This window comes from Pseudomonas sp., assembly GCF_049653025.1.
In the GTDB taxonomy this organism is placed as follows: domain Bacteria; phylum Pseudomonadota; class Gammaproteobacteria; order Pseudomonadales; family Pseudomonadaceae; genus Aquipseudomonas.
The window spans coordinates 200220-215595 of record NZ_JBASFM010000016.1 but is presented as its reverse complement, the minus strand read 5'-3'; the positions used below and the strand labels follow the sequence as shown (position 1 = coordinate 215595).

Sequence of the window (15376 nt, the reverse complement as noted above, 5' to 3'; positions counted from 1 at the left end):
GCCTAAGGATCATCATGACGTTCAAGGCACCGGATAGCCTCGCTGAGCAGATCGCCCATCACCTTGCCGAACGCATCATTCGTGGTGAGTTGAAGGCGCGTGAGCGGATTCAGGAACAGAAAGTCACCCAGGCGCTGAATGTCAGCCGGGGATCGGTGCGTGAAGCACTGCTGATTCTTGAGCGTCGCCATCTGATCGTGATTCCGCCGCGTCGCGGAGCGCAGGTGGCAGAACTGACGCCGCATAACGTCAAAAGCCTGTATGCCCTGGTCATGGAGCTGTACATCCTGCTGGGCAAGTCGGTGGCCGACAGCTGGCAGGTCGAGGCTGATCTCGGGCCCTTCCTGGTGATTCAGCAGCGCCTGCAGGACAGCCTGCAGCGCGAAGATATCAACGCTTTTGTCGAAAGCAGTTTCGACATCATGCGTGCCGCCTTCCCGTTCTCCAATAATCCCTATCTGCAGGAAACCGTGGAGAACCTGCTGCCCGCCATCAGCCGCACGTACCATTTGGCGCTGGAGCGGCGCAAAGGCGAGATGAGTCAGTTCCTCAACACCTTTGCCCAGCTGCTGCAGGCCATTATCGCCCGCGATCATCAGGCCATTCGCCAGGTGCTGCTGGGCTACGGCGAGCACAACTGCCAGTTGGTGCTGGCAGCCTTGGCTGAATCCTAAGGAAGGCTGTTCATGCGGCTCAAGTGCATCAAGCTCGCGGGTTTCAAATCCTTCGTCGACCCGACCACGGTGAGCTTCCCCAGTAATATGGCGGCGGTGGTCGGGCCCAATGGCTGCGGCAAGTCGAACATCATCGACGCCGTGCGCTGGGTGATGGGCGAGAGTTCGGCGAAGAACCTCCGTGGCGAGTCGATGACCGACGTCATCTTCAATGGCTCCAATACCCGCAAACCGGTGACCCAGGCCTCCATCGAGCTGATCTTCGACAACTCCGACGGCACCCTGACCGGTGAATACGCGGGCTATAACGAAATCTCGATCCGCCGCCGGGTCACCCGCGACAGCCAGAACACCTATTTCCTCAACGGCACCAAGTGCCGGCGCCGCGACATTACCGACATCTTCCTCGGCACCGGTCTGGGGCCGCGCAGCTATTCGATTATCGAGCAGGGCATGATCAGCAAGCTGATCGAAGCCAAGCCCGAAGACCTGCGCAACTTTATCGAGGAAGCCGCCGGCATCTCCAAGTACAAGGAGCGTCGCCGCGAGACCGAGAACCGCATCCGCCGTACCCACGAAAACCTGGCACGCCTGACCGACCTGCGTGAAGAACTGGAGCGCCAACTCGATCGCCTGCACCGTCAGGCCCAGTCGGCGGAGAAGTATCAGGAATACAAGGCCGAGGAACGTCAGCTCAAGGCCCAGCTCACTGCCCTGCGTTGGCAGGCGCTGAATGAGCAGGTGGGTAGCCGTGAGGCGGTGATCAGCAACCAGGAGGTCAGTTTCGAGGCGCTGGTCGCCGAGCAGCGCAATGCCGACGCCAGCATCGAGCGCCTGCGCGATGGCCATCACGAGCTGAGCGAGCGCTTCAATCTGGTGCAGGGCCGCTTCTACTCGGTGGGCGGCGATATCGCGCGTATCGAACAGAGCATCCAGCACGGCCAGCAGCGCCTGCGCCAGTTGCAGGATGACCTCAACGAAGCCGAGCGCGCGCGCCTGGAAACCGAATCGCACCTGGGTCACGACCGTACGTTGTTGGCGACCCTGGGTGAAGAGCTGGAAATGCTCCTGCCCGAGCAGGAGCTGACCGCCGCTGCAGCGGAGGAGTCCGCCGCCGGGCTGGAAGACTCCGAAAGCGCCATGCACGGCTGGCAGGAACAGTGGGATGGCTTCAACCAGCGCAGCGCCGAGCCGCGTCGTCAGGCCGAGGTGCAGCAGTCGCGCATTCAGCAGCTGGAGCAGAGCCTGGAACGCCTGGCCGAGCGCCAGCGCCGCCTGAGCGATGAGCTGCAGCAACTGGCCGCCGACCCGGAAGATGCGGCCATTCTCGAGCTGGGCGAGCAGATCGCCGCCAGTGAACTGAGCATCGAAGACCTGCAACTGGCAGAAGAGCAGCAGGCCGAGCGCTTGCAACAGCTGCGCAATGACCTGCAGCAGGCCGGTCAGGCCCAGCAGCAGGCCCAGGGCGAACTGCAGCGCCTGAATGGCCGCCTGGCCTCGCTGGAGGCCTTGCAGCAAGCCGCGCTGGACCCGGGCAAGGGCGCAGGCGATTGGCTGCGCGAGCAGCAGCTGAGCGAGCGCCCATGTCTGGCTGAGGGTCTACGGGTTGAAGCGGGTTGGGAGCTGGCGGTGGAAACCGTGCTGGGTGCTGACTTGCAGGCGGTGCTGCTGGACGATTTCAGTGGTTTGGATTTCGCAGGATTAACCCAGGGCGATTTGCGTCTGGCCAGCCCAAGCAAGGGCGGCGCGCGGGTGGCTGGCAGCCTGCTGGATAAGGTCGAGGCCAACGTCGATCTGGCTCCCTGGCTGGCCAGGGTCAAGCCGGTAGCCAGCCTCGATGAGGCGCTGGCTGCGCGGATGAGTCTGGGTGACGGCGAAAGCCTGATCAGTCGCGACGGCTATTGGGTCGGCCGGCATTTTCTGCGGGTGCGCCGCGCCAGCGAAGCGGAAAGCGGTGTATTGGCCCGCGGCCAGGAAATCGAGCGCCTGGGCCTGGAGTGTGAAGAGCGTGAAGCCGCCCTGGCGTCGCTCGATGAACGTTTGCTGCAACTGCGCGAAAGTCAGGGCCTGCAGGAAGAGTTGAGGGAACAGCAGCGCCGTCAGTTGCAGGAACAGGCTCGCCGCCTGGGTGAACTGAAGGCGCAGCTGTCGGCCGGTCAGGCCAAGGTCGAGCAGCTGACTCTGCGCCGCAGTCGCCTGGACAGCGAGCTGCTGGAGCTGGCCGAACAGCGCGAAATCGAACATGAACAGCTGGGTGAGTCGCGCTTACTGCTGCAGGATGCACTGGACGCCATGGCCACCGACAACGAGCAACGCGAAAGCCTGCTGGCCAACCGCGATGCGCTGCGCGAGCGGCTCGATCGGGTGCGCCAGGAAGCTCGCCAGCATAAAGACCATGCGCATCAGTTGGCGGTGCGCCTGGGCTCGCTGCGAGCGCAACACGATTCCACTCGTCAGGCCTTGGAGCGCCTGGAGCTGCAGGCCGAGCGCCTGCACGAGAAGCGCGAACAGCTCAATCTCAACCTGGAAGAGGGCGAAGCACCGCTGGAAGAGCTGCGCCTGAAACTGGAAGAGTTGCTGGATAAGCGCATGGCGGTCGAGGACGAGCTGAAACTGGCGCGTCTGGCCCTGGAAGATGCCGACCGCGAGCTGCGTGATGCGGAGAAACGTCGCACCCAGGCCGAACAGCAGTCGCAATTGCTGCGCAGCCAGCTGGAACAGCAGCGCATGGATTGGCAATCCCTAACCGTGCGGCGCAAGGCCTTGCAGGATCAGCTACTGGAAGACAATTACGACCTGCACGGCGTACTGGCGAGTTTGCCGGCGGAGGCCACCGAGAAGGCCTGGGAAGAAGAGCTGGAGCGTCTGGCCGCGCGGATCCAGCGCCTGGGCCCGATCAACCTCGCCGCTATTGACGAATACCAGCAGCAGTCCGAGCGCAAACGCTACCTGGATGCGCAGAATGCCGACCTAGTGGAAGCGCTGGATACCCTGGAAAACGTTATCCGCAAGATCGACAAAGAGACGCGTAACCGTTTCAAGGAGACCTTCGATCAGATCAATGGTGGCCTACAGGCGCTATTCCCGAAAGTATTCGGTGGTGGCAACGCTTATCTGGAACTGACCGGCGAAGATTTGCTGGATACCGGTGTGACCATCATGGCGCGCCCGCCCGGCAAGAAGAACAGCACCATTCATTTGCTCTCCGGTGGGGAGAAGGCGCTGACCGCTCTGGCTCTGGTCTTCGCCATCTTCAAACTGAATCCGGCGCCGTTCTGCATGCTCGACGAGGTAGATGCGCCGCTGGATGACGCCAACGTCGGCCGCTATGCGCGGCTGGTCAAAGAGATGTCGGAAACGGTGCAGTTTATCTATATCACCCACAACAAAATCGCCATGGAAATGGCCGATCAGTTGATGGGCGTGACCATGCACGAGCCCGGTTGTTCGCGTTTGGTCGCGGTGGATGTGGAGGAAGCGTTGGCACTGGTGGAATCCTAGTGCGCGAGGCGGTGTAAAGTTATCTTTCGTCGTGCTAGCTTAATGCGCAATGTTATTAGTCGTGATGCTTTAATCAGGGAAAGACCTGTCAGAACATAGGGTTGGCGTCGCGTAAAAGAATTAGCAAAAGGGTCAGGACGGCCTTTTTTCATCATATTTTTATTAGGGGTTAAGGTATTTCATGGAATTCGGTCTGCGCGAATGGCTGATTGTCATCGGCATTATTGTGATTGCCGGCATCCTGTTTGATGGTTGGCGGCGGATGCGCGGTGGTAAGGGCAAGCTCAAGTTCAAGCTTGACCGCAGTTTTGCCAATATTCCGGACGAGGACAGCGATCCTGATCTGCTTAGCCCGCCGCGCGTGATTGACCGCAGTCATGAGCCTGCTTTTGATGAAGAAGACCTGCCGTCATTGAGCGCGCGTGAGCTGAACCGCCGCCGTTCCGGCGAACCGCAACAGGGTGACTTGAACCTGGGCCAGGATGAGCCGGTACCGACGCTGCTCAACCCGGTTGATGACGAGGTGGTGGGTAAGCCCGCAAGCCAAAGCAAAGAAAGCACTAAAGAGTTGCCGCCGGTTGAAGAAGTGCTGGTGATCAACGTGATCGCCCGTGGTGATGAAGGCTTTATGGGGCCGGCGTTGCTGCAGAACATTCTGGAAAGTGGCTTGCGTTTTGGCGAGATGGATATCTTCCACCGCCACGAAAGCATGGCTGGTAATGGTGAAGTGCTGTTCTCCATGGCCAACGCACTGAAGCCTGGCACCTTTGACCTGGACGATATCGAGGGCTTCAGCACCCGTGCGGTGAGTTTCTTCCTCGGTCTGCCGGGGCCGCGTCATCCCAAGCAAGCTTTCGATGTAATGGTTGCCGCGGCGCGCAAACTGGCCCATGAACTCAATGGCGAGTTGAAAGATGACCAGCGCAGCGTAATGACCGCGCAAACTATCGAACACTACCGTCAGCGCATCGTTGAATATGAGCGCAAGCAGTTGACCAATAAGCGCTGAATTAACCAATGAAATAGAAAGAGCAGCCAAGGCTGCTCTTTTCGTTTGAGAGCACACCGCAATGACCGACTCCTCGATTGCCGCCCAGCGCATTCTGCAACTGCGTGCCGAACTGGATGGGCATAACTATCGCTATCACGTGCTCGATGAGCCGAGCATTCCGGACGCCGAGTACGATCGCCTGTTCCATGAGCTGAAAGCCCTGGAAGCCGAACATCCACAACTGGTAACGGCCGATTCGCCGACCCAGCGCGTCGGTAGCATGGCGCTGTCAGCGTTTGGCGAGGTCAAGCACGAAGTGCCGATGCTCAGCCTGGGCAACGCCTTCGAGGAAGCCGACTTGCTCGACTTTGATCGTCGGGTGCGCGAAGGCCTGGATCTGCCGACGGGCGATCTGTTTGGCGGCGGTGCTGAGGTCGAATACAGCTGTGAGCCCAAGCTCGATGGCCTGGCTGTCAGCCTGTTGTATCGCGATGGCCTGCTGGTACGCGGCGCGACTCGCGGCGACGGCAACACCGGCGAAGACATCAGCGTCAATGTGCGCACCATCCGCAATGTGCCGCTCAAGTTGCAGGGCAGCGGCTGGCCGGCGGTGCTGGAGGTGCGTGGCGAAGTGTTTATGTCCAGGGCCGGTTTCGAGGCGCTGAATGCACGGCAGCTGGAGCAGGGCGGCAAGACCTTCGCCAACCCGCGCAACGCGGCGGCAGGTAGCTTGCGCCAGCTTGATTCGAAGATTACCGCCAGCCGGCCGCTGGAGTTCTGTTGCTATGGCATTGGCCAAGTGCAGGGTCAGCTGCCGGATAGCCATATCGGCATTCTCGAGGCGTTGAAGGGCTGGGGCATGCCGATCAGCCGTAAGTTGAAATTGGCCAAAGGTGCCGATGAGTGCCTGGCTTACTACCGCAGCATCGGTGAGCGGCGTGATTCACTGGCCTACGAGATCGATGGTGTGGTGTTCAAGGTTAACAACCTGGCCTATCAGCGCGAGCTGGGCTTTCGCGCCCGTGAGCCGCGTTGGGCGATTGCGCATAAGTTTCCGGCGCTGGAAGAGCTGACCGAGCTGCTGGACGTCGAGTTCCAGGTCGGCCGCACCGGTGCGGTGACTCCGGTGGCGCGCTTGAAACCGGTGAAAGTGGCGGGCGTCACGGTGTCCAATGCCACGCTGCACAATATGGACGAGGTGGCGCGGCTGGGGGTGATGATCGGCGATACGGTGATCATCCGCCGCGCTGGCGATGTGATTCCGCAGGTGGTGCAGGTGGTGCTTGAGCGTCGCCCAGTGGATGCCAAGCCCGTGCAGATTCCCGAAAGCTGCCCGGTGTGTGGCTCGCACGTCGAGCGCACCCAGCTGGTCAAGCGCAGCAAGGGTAAGGAAACCTTTAGCGAGGGTTCGGTATACCGCTGCGTCGGTCGTCTGGCCTGCGGCGCACAGCTCAAACAGGCGATCATTCACTTTGTCTCGCGTCGGGCCATGGATATCGAAGGGCTGGGCGAGAAGAGCGTCGAGCAACTGGTGGACGAGGGCTTGGTGGGTTCGCCTGCGGACCTTTACACCCTGCAGTTCGAGCAGATCGTGGGTTTGGAAGGCTTTGCCGAGCTGTCTACAAAGAACCTGCTGGCCGCCATCGCCGACAGCCGCAAGCCGAGCCTGGCGCGTTTTATCTATGCGCTGGGCATTCCCGATGTGGGCGAGGAAACCGCCAAGGTACTGGCCCGCTCGCTGGCTTCCTTGGAGCGCGTGAAGCAGGCGTTGCCCGAGGTACTGACTTACCTGCCGGATGTGGGGCTGGAAGTGGCCCACGAGATCCACAGCTTCTTCGAGGACTCCCACAACCGCACAGTGATCGAGCAGCTGCTGGCACGCGGTATCGAGTTGCAGGAGGAGGGCGATTTGCATGCCGAGTTTGCGGCCTGCGCCACGCTGGCCGGCTTTATCGACAAGCTGAATATCCCCTTTATCGCCGCCACCGGCGCGGAAAAGCTGGCGGCCAAGTTCGGTTCATTGAGCGGCATTATCGAGGCCGACTGGCTCGACTTGCGTCAGGTCGAGCGGCTCAATGAAAAAGCCGCCAAGTCCTTGCGCGACTTCTTTGATATCCCGGGCAATGCCGAGCGGGCATATCTGATCGAAGCGCAATTGCGCGAGTTCGGCATGCACTGGCAGAGCGAGAAGAAAGTCGTTGAAGGCTTGCCGCTGGCCGGGCAGACCTGGGTGCTGACGGGCAGCCTGGAGGTGATGAGTCGCGATCTGGCGAAGGACAAGCTGGAAAGTCTAGGGGCCAAGGTGGCGGGTTCGGTTTCGGCGAAAACCAGTTGCGTGGTGGCCGGGCCGGGAGCGGGCTCGAAGCTGGCAAAGGCCAGTGAGCTAGGTGTGCGGGTAATCGATGAGGCGCAGTTCTTGTCAGCCCTGGCGGGCTACGGCCTCTAAAACGGCGGGGTTTCTGTACTGCCCCCAAACTGGGTTTGGGGGCAGTCCGACAACTTAGTTACCGGTTACGTTCACGCAGGTTTCGCCGAAGAACGGGTAGAAGCCTTTGGTGTGGTAGTCAGCGGTAGCGATGGTGTCGATATTGCCATTGGCCTTGGCGGCAGCAATCGAAGCGTCGCCTTTGTTGATCAGGCCGATGATGGTGCTGGCGCAAGCAGTGCCGGTCTTGCCGCCAGCGGCGGTAGTGGCAGTGATCGGGCCTTTAACGTCGGTGATCAGACCAACGCTGACTGGCGACAGGCCAGTTGCGCAACCGCTCAGCAGAGTAACCAGGCCAGCAGTCAGAGCAATTTTCTTCAACATGTGATGCATCCTTTTAAGTCTTATCCGTAAGAAGCTTTGCCCATCCAGGCAAAGTGCCCGCGCAAACTAAAGCAGCGCCCGGCTAATCGCAAGTCGCACAGTTATTTTTCAAACCGATTTCAAATTTATGAAGATTTGCGGTGGCTTTCTCAGGCATTAGTCGCCCGAGAAAACGGCACGCGCTTGCAGATACACAGTGCCTGAGCGAGCCAGGCAGTTGTATTCAGTCGCCGCGGTATTCGCAGCCACTGGTGCAGGTTTCGTGGATACGAATGCGTGACAGCTCGGGAAGTAAAGGCTTGAGCTGCTGCCAGATCCACTTGGCGAGGACTTCGCTGGTCGGGTTTTCCAGGCCAGGAATGTCATTCAGGTAGTTGTGATCGAGCTGCTCATAGAGCGGCTTGAAGATCGCCTTGATCTCAGAGAAGTCGCGAATCCAGCCGGTATACGGGTCGACTTCGCCTTCGATATACACCGCCACCTTGAACGAGTGGCCGTGCAGGCGCCCGCATTTGTGACCCTGCGGGACGTGAGGCAGCAGGTGGGCGGCCTCAAACATAAATTCTTTGAACAGTTCCACGGTATTTCTCTCAGGTGGTACGCGGCTAGCAGCGCGCTAATCAAGACGCGAATGTTACCAGTTCAAACGCTGTTAACCGAGTCCCGCCGAGAGTTGGATACAGTTTATGGCTGATTGCGTTCCAGTCGGTAAATGCTGACCGCCTCGTAGACCGCCTTTCTCAGGCGGTTGATACCGCCAATCGGGCGATGCTCGGGGAGCGAGTGCCAGGGGTTGAAGGACATATTGTCACAGGCCAGGTTCTGCTCGCGGCTGTCGAAATCCTGGGCCGGTACCTTGATGGTCGCCACCGTTTCGAACGGCGAGATGCTCTCGCTCCACTCCACGCTGGGGTCTTCGATGGGCATGTAGTACTCGGGGTTCTGCCGCTGTACTTGCAAGGCAAAACAGGCGGGCATGCGGTCCAGTGACAGTTGCTGATAGAGCGCATTGCGCAGGAAGTTGGGCAGGTCGTGATTCTGCTCTGGCAGCTCGTAGCCAGGGCAGGCTTCTGGCTGCGGAATGACGCGATACTTGATGTTGTGCTGACCCAGCTTGAACGGCGCAATGGAGTTGTAGGTGGTCGCCACCGGGGTTTCCGGCGCAGGGGCAAGGGTTTTCAACGCGATGATCAGGTGGCGGATTTCCCAGGTTGTTGGGTTCCAGCTGGGGAAAAACGCCATGGCTTTCTGCCCGCTGGCTTGCGCGGCGAAGTTGCTCTTGTATTCGGCCACGTCACGCACGAAGAAGGTCGGGTGATTGAACATCACGAAGTCTTGCTCAGTGGCGTGCTGTGGGTTCTTGCTGAGCTTTTCACCCGGTACATCGAGCAGCTTGATGGCCATGCCGCGGGCATCGCGAGCGCGGTCGAATTGCGGGTAGGCGTTGCCGTTGGACAGGCGCATCCAGGCCTGCCAGGTTTTGCCCGGCTCGCTGAGCACGCCCTGTTGCAGGCTGCTGTCGAGATCGGCGCTGACGGTGACCTGCGCCTTTACGCAGCCATGCCCTTTGGCGTGCGCATCGCGCAGTACGCGGGTGTTGTCACGGTGTTGTTCGACCACGCGGATGGCGTCTTCGATGATGCTCTGGGTCAGCGCCGCTTCACCTGCGGGGATCTGTTCTTCGCTGGACACCGGGCCGGAAAATTTCCAACCGTAGTAGGCCGCGCCTATCGCCCAACCACCCAGGCCCACTACCAGCAGCACTAACAAGAGTTTGCCGAGCAGGCGGCCAAGCCACAGCCAAAATCGTTTAAGCATTGGATAAATCCCTGTGAATTATTGTTATCGCGCCTCTAGAAAGAGGCGCGTGTCCCTATCAGTTCTGGCAGGAAGGGCCTGGGGTCCATTCCTTGGCGGCTACCGGCTGCAATTGCTGCTCCAACGCTGGGTTACCCAGCACCTTGAGGTATTCGATCAGTGCCCAGCGCTCTTCGGGTTGCAGCGCTCGGCCGATCACGCCATCTGCGCGGCAGCCGGCGCGGAACTCATGACCGCGATTGCTGTTGCCGGTGACCTGGGTGTCGAAGCTGAAGCCGCCGGTGAATTTCTCGCTCTGGAAGCCAACCTGCTTGGGGTTGAACTCGAAATTACCCACCCAGAACTGGGTTTGCCGCTCGGAGACTGGCGATAGCAGCTGGAACAGGCTGGGCACCGAGCCGTTGTGCAGGAAGGGCGGGGTGGCCCAGATGCCATCCAGCGGGCGAGCCTTGTAACCGCGCAGCTCCTGCACGCCGATCGGCAAACCGAAGCCGTCCATGCGCCAGCGCTCACGCTCGGAGATACCGGCATCGCGGTAGGCGCGGTTTTCCACGTAGGCGGTGACATAGGCCAGGGCCTTGGCGCTGGAAATCTTGCGCATGTCGATAGCGTCCACGCTTGCGCCAAACAGCTTCACGTCCAGCTTGCCGAGCTCGGCTGGGGTCCAGCCGAGCTTGCTGATGTCAAAGCGGTGATCGGCAATATTGTCCGCGGTGGTTGGGTCGGTGCCCACTTCCGTGGTCGGCACGATGCGCATGCGCCATTCGGGGTTGCGCGCCGGGGCAAAGCTGTCTTCGGGCTTCTTCGGGTTAGGTGCGTGGCAGTAAGCGCAGTTTTCGCTAAAGAGGGCTTTGCCCTGGCTGGCCAATGCCAGGTCAACCTTGCCCAAAACCTGTTCTGGCCAGGTCGGCGGTTTGAGTTTCTTCAGGGTTTCTTCGAGGGTGTACAGGTCGCGCAAGCGCACGCTAGAGGCGTAGCGATCCGCTTCGGCAACGCCATGCCCTTTGCTGTTCAATAAGCGCAGCGTAGCGCCCACGCCGAGGGCTTCGCCGACGTTACGCGCCATGGGCTGCATGGCTGAGCCGTTCCACTGCACCCAGTCGAATTTCCAGATATCCCAGACCTGCGGGTAGCTCACCGGTGCGTTGGCGACGCGGTAGTTGCCTGGGTCGATGGCATCGCCGAAGACGCTGTTGGCGATACGCCCGAATGCGTCGGTACGGCCAAAGCCTTCCTCGGTCGGGTAGAGGCCGCGGTGCCAGTCGTTAAAGGCGGTGCCGAGCAGGCGATCGAGCACCACCTTGAAGTCGCGGCGCAGCTGCGTGTGTTTCGCCTCGTATTCGTCGCCCAGCACCTGCTTGGCGAAACGGCGGAATTTCAGCGGGTTGTAATAGGTAAAGGCCATGCTCATGCCGAGCGACTGGCCAAAGCTGCCGCCGCGCACCGTGGGTACGGTGGAGGCCAGCGAATGCAGCGCCGCGCCGCCATCGATACGCACCGACTGACCTTTGTAACGCAGCTCGCCGGTGTGGCAGGCGGCGCAACTGATATCCAGGTACTGCTCGCCGCTTTCGGCATCGGCATGCTGGGCAAAGCCGACGGGAAGATTGCCCGGGTTCTGCGCGCTCGCCTGTTGCTGCGGGTCGATCAGAAAGCCAAAGCGCGCGAGGTAGTCCGGAGTGGCGAATTTGGCGCTGCTGAATGGCAGCTCCAGGGCGCTGAACCACTCGTAGCGCAGGCCTTTCACCTGAGTGCCCTGCGGCGTGTAGTAGTAGGTCTGGCGCTCTTCTGGCGTCCACTGATCGAGGTAGTGGAGCTTCTCAGGCTGCTGGTAGACCGGCAGGTTCGGATTGGCGATGAAGTAGACAGCCACGACCAGAACCACGGCCAGCAGCAGAAGAACCCCGTACAGGACCCGGCGAAGGATGCGCATCGATACTTCCTTGTAGCGTTATTGTTTGAAGGGTTTATGCCAAGCTAATTCATCTATAGCAAGTGGTCTGTCAAGGTTAATTGCCGGTTGGCATGGTTCAGCTTGACTGCGGTTGGTTACAGGCAAGCAATCAGCGCACGTGGGGTTGCTGCCGAATGCGTGGCTAGGGTGTATGCAGCCACTGCCGGATGCTTTCCAGGGTTTGCGTGCGGCGTTGCGTCCAGTCGCCCTGGATGCATTGCAGTGGTTGCTGATGCTGGATCAGCCAGTCCTTGCACTGGTTGTAGAAGCTGATGCGCTGCGCGAGCTCGGGCTGGCAGCGCTGGCCATCGTCGACCCAGGGCACTTCAAGCGGGTCGAGCAGCAGGTGCAGGTGGTAGTCGCGTTCAAGCAGGGCCTGTTCGATCCAGGTCGGGCAGTCGCCAAACAGCGCCTGGCTCCAAAGCATATTGCTCAGCAGGTGGGTGTCGAGAATCAGCAAGTCTGGGCGCGCCGCACGGGCGCTGTCTTCCCACTCAAGCTGACCACGGGCAATCCGGCTGATATCGGCGTAGCAGGTATCGCGCTGTTCCTGCTCGATAAAGTGCCGCACGTATTCGCCGACCAACTGGCCGCCGAACACCGACTGAATTTCCTCGGCCAGCCAGCTTTTGCCGCTGGACTCCGGGCCGGTCAGCACCAGAACCTTCATACGTTGCCCAGGGCGCGGTCACGCCGCCAGGTCAGCCAGCCGTTGACTGCCAGCAAGGTGAACAGCGCATACAGACCGGCGGTGAGGTACAGCCCCTGTTGCAGAAATAGGGCGACGAATAGCAGGTCGAGAATGATCCACAACGGCCAGCATTCGACACGCTTCTGTGCCATCCACACCTGCGCCACCAGGCTGAACGCGCTGAGCGCGGCATCCTGCCAGGGCGCGGCCGCGTCGGTATAGGTCGCCATCAAGTAGCCCAGGGCCAGTGCGCCGAGGCTGCCGAGGCCCAGGCTGAACAGCAGGCCCGTGCTGCTCAGGCGGCTGACCTGCACGCCACTGTGGCTGCTGCCGCCACGCGTCCATTGCCACCAGCCGTACAGCTGCAGTGCGGCGTATACGCCTTGCAGGAGCATGTTCGAGTACAGTTTGCCGTCATAGAAGATCCAGCCGTACATCAGCACCATCACCAAGCCCAGCGGCCAGCACCAGCGGTTCTGTTGCACCGTCAGCCAGACAGCCCATACGCCAAGGGCTGAGGCGATAATTTCCAAGATCGACATGCGACTCCAGCAAGCAAGGGAAAAGGTGGTTTGCGATTGTAGCGAGTGCGCCGCGCCGGAGCACGAAGCGCCTACGCTTACCGATATACTCCGCGCCCACTTCAGGAGGTATGGCGTGTTGCGCTCAGTGTTAAGCCTTGTCAGTGCCTTGTGTTTGCTGGCTTTGAGTCTGTCGGCCCAGGCCTTGCCGCAGAACCCCGTTAATAGCGGCAAGGCTGCGGCGTCCGTGGTGTTTCTCAATCCGGGGTTTTCCGACGAGCCGTTCTGGGTGGGTTACAGCGATTTTATGCAGGCAGCTGCCGCTGACCTGGGCATGCAACTGCAGGTGATCTACGCCGAGCGCGATCCGCAGCGCGTTCTAGGGATCGCCCGTACCTTGCTGACCAGCCCGGAGCAGCCGGATTACCTGGTGTTCGTCAATGAGCGCTACATCGGCCCCGAGTTGCTACGCCTGTTTGCCCAAAGCCCGATTAAGCTGTTTGCCTTGCACAGTACCTTGACGGCAGAGCAGCAGAAAATTGTCGGCGGCTCCCGTGAGCAGTACCAGAACTGGATCGGCAGCCTGATACCGAATGACGAAGAAGCCGGCTATTGGATGGCCAAGGCCTTGATCGATACCCAGAAGGGCCAGCCCGCCAGCATGTTGGCGTTTGCCGGGGTGCGCCATACGCCGTCCTCCACCTTGCGTGAGGCCGGCCTGCACCGCGCCTTGGCCGAACACCCAGAAATCAGGTTGCAGCAGCTGGTGTACGGTGAATGGAAGCAGCAGCGCGCCTATGAGCAGGCGCAGCAGTTGTTGCCGCGCTACCCGGACGCGCAGCTGCTGTGGTCAGCCAATGATGAAATGGCCTTCGGCGTGCTGCAGGCTGCGCGGGAACTCGGCAAGAAACCCGGCCAGGATGTGCACCTGTCGGCCCTGAATAACTCGGACAAGGTGTTGCAGGCACGTATCGACGGCCAATTCGATGTGCTGGTCGGCGGGCATTTCACCTTGGGCGGTTGGGCCATGGTGATGCTGCACGACTACCACGCCGGCCTGGATTTTGCGGCGCGCGGGGGCAAGGACCGGGTCGATCAGCTGTTCAGCCTGCTGGATGCCGAGCAGGCTGCGCGGCTGCAGAAGCGCCTCAAGGTCAAGGGTTATGGCCTGGATTTTCGCCAGTTCAGTGCCCTGTATCACCCGCAGATTAGGGACTATGGTTTCTCGATCAAACCCTTGTTGCAGTAGTTCAGACTCCGGCGAAGTGCAGCACCAGTTTGACGATGCCGAAGATCACCAGCACGAACACCGCGGTAAACAACACCCCGAGGATGATAAAGTGGCTTGGCTTGCCGCGGGTGAAGTCGCGGCTGCGGTTTTTCCCGCTCTGCACCCCAAGCGCCGCAGACAGAACGCTTTGCAGCATCTCCCAGAGCGTCAGCGGTTTGTTTTCGTCTTCGTGCATAGGCACCTCCTGCAGCCAGCTTAGTTGCTTTTGCTCGCATCGGGCGACCGGCTGCGCAGGGTTGCCGCGCAGCCGGTGCATGAGCCTATCAGCCGGCTTGCCGGCAACCCTCAGGCTTGTGGATGCGCTCGCTGGAGGCTGGGTTTTTGACCAGTTTGGCTGCCGGGCGGCGTGGCCGCGCAAGCAGTTCGCCAGAGCAGTTGGGGCAGATGCCCTGCAGCTTGTCGGTGGCGCAGTCACGGCAGAAGGTGCACTCGAATGAGCAGATCAGCGCATCGCTCGACTCGGCCGGCAGATCGCGGTCACAGCATTCACAGTTGGGGCGTAGTTGCAGCATGGTCAACTCCCATAGGACGTTTTGGTAAGCGATGGATGCAGTTTGCGCTTAACCAGTTATTGGCAACAAGACCAATAAACCCACAGGTTTCAACGTAGCCGGATGGCGATTGGGCGGAGGTGAGGGCTCTGACAAAAGGGGCCGATCGGCAGCTCAGAGCCCTTGCGAAAGCAGCGGATTACTCCGGCATGCTCCATGGTTCCAGGGCAAAACCTTGTTGGCTGAGCTGCTCGCGGGATTGCTTGAGCACGTCGGCAAACTGCACCGGGTCGCTGTAGATGCTGCTGGACAGTTGGGTACGGCCAAGCAGTTGGGTGCTGGTACGGTCAATCACAGTCAGGCTGAGATTGCCGGTGCCATCCTGCGGGGCCCAGGCGACGCATTGGAACGGTTGAAAGGCGCGGTCAGCAATCAGCAGGGCTTCGTTAAAACGCAGCGGTGCGTTCATGGGGTCGGTTTCTCCGAAAGTGATCCCAAATACACAAGGGCAAACGGGATACCCACGCTTGCCAGTCATAGCTGTTGATGAACGAAGCTGACCGTTAAGTCACATGCGTGCCTAAAAATGCAAGGATTTGTCCGATAAATCACAGTTTTAGGCGGTTTATCGAGAT

General features: G+C 60.4%; 14 protein-coding genes. 5 read left to right on the top strand and 9 right to left on the bottom strand.

Annotation, left to right across the window (positions count from 1 at the left end):
* The first annotated feature begins 14 nt into the window (after positions 1 to 14).
* The 4 genes from WBK23_RS12815 (at position 15) to ligA (ending at position 7612) form a co-directional block, all read left to right on the top strand.
* Positions 15 to 674 carry a GntR family transcriptional regulator gene (locus tag WBK23_RS12815; protein WP_424484325.1) on the top strand — a complete coding sequence of 220 codons (660 nt, stop codon included), beginning with the start codon at positions 15 to 17 and terminating at the stop codon, positions 672 to 674.
* Positions 675 to 686: 12 nt separating this feature from the next.
* Positions 687 to 4175: a chromosome segregation protein SMC gene (gene smc, locus WBK23_RS12810; protein ID WP_424484324.1), complete on the top strand. Its 3489-nt coding sequence runs from the start codon at positions 687 to 689 to the stop codon at positions 4173 to 4175.
* 181 nt (positions 4176 to 4356) lie between these two features.
* Positions 4357 to 5184, top strand: a complete 828-nt coding sequence (gene zipA, locus WBK23_RS12805) for a cell division protein ZipA (RefSeq protein WP_424484323.1) — start codon at positions 4357 to 4359, stop codon at positions 5182 to 5184.
* Between the two features lie 61 nt (positions 5185 to 5245).
* The gene (gene ligA, locus WBK23_RS12800) at positions 5246 to 7612 is read left to right on the top strand and encodes an NAD-dependent DNA ligase LigA (RefSeq protein WP_424484322.1); all 2367 of its coding nucleotides are present in this window, start codon (positions 5246 to 5248) and stop codon (positions 7610 to 7612) included.
* Positions 7613 to 7666: 54 nt separating this feature from the next.
* Here ligA and WBK23_RS12795 read toward each other — a convergent pair whose 3' ends face one another.
* From WBK23_RS12795 to pnuC, 6 genes are all read right to left on the bottom strand, one after another.
* Positions 7667 to 7975: a TRL-like family protein gene (locus WBK23_RS12795; RefSeq protein ID WP_424484321.1), complete on the bottom strand. Its 309-nt coding sequence runs from the start codon at positions 7973 to 7975 to the stop codon at positions 7667 to 7669.
* Positions 7976 to 8198: 223 nt separating this feature from the next.
* The gene (gene queD / locus WBK23_RS12790; RefSeq protein WP_424484320.1) at positions 8199 to 8555 is read right to left on the bottom strand and encodes a 6-carboxytetrahydropterin synthase QueD; all 357 of its coding nucleotides are present in this window, start codon (positions 8553 to 8555) and stop codon (positions 8199 to 8201) included.
* A gap of 104 nt (positions 8556 to 8659) precedes the next feature.
* Positions 8660 to 9793: a catalase family protein gene (locus tag WBK23_RS12785; protein WP_424484319.1), complete on the bottom strand. Its 1134-nt coding sequence runs from the start codon at positions 9791 to 9793 to the stop codon at positions 8660 to 8662.
* A gap of 58 nt (positions 9794 to 9851) precedes the next feature.
* Positions 9852 to 11726, bottom strand: coding sequence for a di-heme-cytochrome C peroxidase (locus WBK23_RS12780; protein ID WP_424484318.1), 1875 nt, complete (start codon positions 11724 to 11726; stop codon positions 9852 to 9854).
* A gap of 163 nt (positions 11727 to 11889) precedes the next feature.
* Entirely contained in the window at positions 11890 to 12417 is a 528-nt protein-coding gene (locus WBK23_RS12775) for an AAA family ATPase (RefSeq protein WP_424484317.1), read from the bottom strand.
* On the bottom strand, positions 12414 to 12980 hold the full coding sequence (pnuC, locus tag WBK23_RS12770) for a nicotinamide riboside transporter PnuC (protein WP_424484316.1): 567 nt from the start codon (positions 12978 to 12980) through the stop codon (positions 12414 to 12416). Before pnuC ends, WBK23_RS12775 begins: the two co-directional genes overlap by 4 nt.
* Positions 12981 to 13095: 115 nt before the next feature.
* Between pnuC and WBK23_RS12765 the strand changes: the two genes are divergently transcribed.
* On the top strand, positions 13096 to 14208 hold the full coding sequence (locus WBK23_RS12765) for an ABC transporter substrate-binding protein (RefSeq protein WP_424484315.1): 1113 nt from the start codon (positions 13096 to 13098) through the stop codon (positions 14206 to 14208).
* A 1-nt stretch (position 14209) separates the two neighbouring features.
* Here the strand turns inward: WBK23_RS12765 and WBK23_RS12760 are convergent, their stop codons facing one another.
* The 3 genes from WBK23_RS12760 to WBK23_RS12750 all read right to left on the bottom strand — a co-directional run bounded on the left by WBK23_RS12760 (position 14210) and on the right by WBK23_RS12750 (position 15210).
* Positions 14210 to 14425 carry a DUF2970 domain-containing protein gene (locus tag WBK23_RS12760; protein ID WP_424484314.1) on the bottom strand — a complete coding sequence of 72 codons (216 nt, stop codon included), beginning with the start codon at positions 14423 to 14425 and terminating at the stop codon, positions 14210 to 14212.
* Between the two features lie 88 nt (positions 14426 to 14513).
* Entirely contained in the window at positions 14514 to 14762 is a 249-nt protein-coding gene (locus WBK23_RS12755; RefSeq protein ID WP_424484313.1) for a DUF1272 domain-containing protein, read from the bottom strand.
* 178 nt (positions 14763 to 14940) lie between these two features.
* Complete coding sequence (locus WBK23_RS12750) at positions 14941 to 15210, bottom strand: hypothetical protein (RefSeq protein WP_424484312.1); 270 nt, start codon at positions 15208 to 15210, stop codon at positions 14941 to 14943.
* Between the last annotated feature and the right edge of the window lie 166 nt (positions 15211 to 15376).

What these genes read in the sequence shown, in the direction of transcription:
- WBK23_RS12750 (WP_424484312.1), bottom strand. Translation starts at nt 15,210, where the DNA reads ATGAACGCACCGCTGCGTTTTAACGAAGCCCTGCTGATTGCTGACCGC.
- WBK23_RS12780 (WP_424484318.1), bottom strand. Translation starts at nt 11,726, where the DNA reads ATGCGCATCCTTCGCCGGGTCCTGTACGGGGTTCTTCTGCTGCTGGCC.
- WBK23_RS12785 (WP_424484319.1), bottom strand. Translation starts at nt 9,793, where the DNA reads ATGCTTAAACGATTTTGGCTGTGGCTTGGCCGCCTGCTCGGCAAACTC.
- WBK23_RS12755 (WP_424484313.1), bottom strand. Translation starts at nt 14,762, where the DNA reads ATGCTGCAACTACGCCCCAACTGTGAATGCTGTGACCGCGATCTGCCG.
- WBK23_RS12815 (WP_424484325.1), top strand. Translation starts at nt 15, where the DNA reads ATGACGTTCAAGGCACCGGATAGCCTCGCTGAGCAGATCGCCCATCAC.
- smc (WP_424484324.1), top strand. Translation starts at nt 687, where the DNA reads ATGCGGCTCAAGTGCATCAAGCTCGCGGGTTTCAAATCCTTCGTCGAC.
- ligA (WP_424484322.1), top strand. Translation starts at nt 5,246, where the DNA reads ATGACCGACTCCTCGATTGCCGCCCAGCGCATTCTGCAACTGCGTGCC.
- WBK23_RS12795 (WP_424484321.1), bottom strand. Translation starts at nt 7,975, where the DNA reads ATGTTGAAGAAAATTGCTCTGACTGCTGGCCTGGTTACTCTGCTGAGC.
- zipA (WP_424484323.1), top strand. Translation starts at nt 4,357, where the DNA reads ATGGAATTCGGTCTGCGCGAATGGCTGATTGTCATCGGCATTATTGTG.
- WBK23_RS12760 (WP_424484314.1), bottom strand. Translation starts at nt 14,425, where the DNA reads ATGCACGAAGACGAAAACAAACCGCTGACGCTCTGGGAGATGCTGCAA.
- pnuC (WP_424484316.1), bottom strand. Translation starts at nt 12,980, where the DNA reads ATGTCGATCTTGGAAATTATCGCCTCAGCCCTTGGCGTATGGGCTGTC.
- WBK23_RS12775 (WP_424484317.1), bottom strand. Translation starts at nt 12,417, where the DNA reads ATGAAGGTTCTGGTGCTGACCGGCCCGGAGTCCAGCGGCAAAAGCTGG.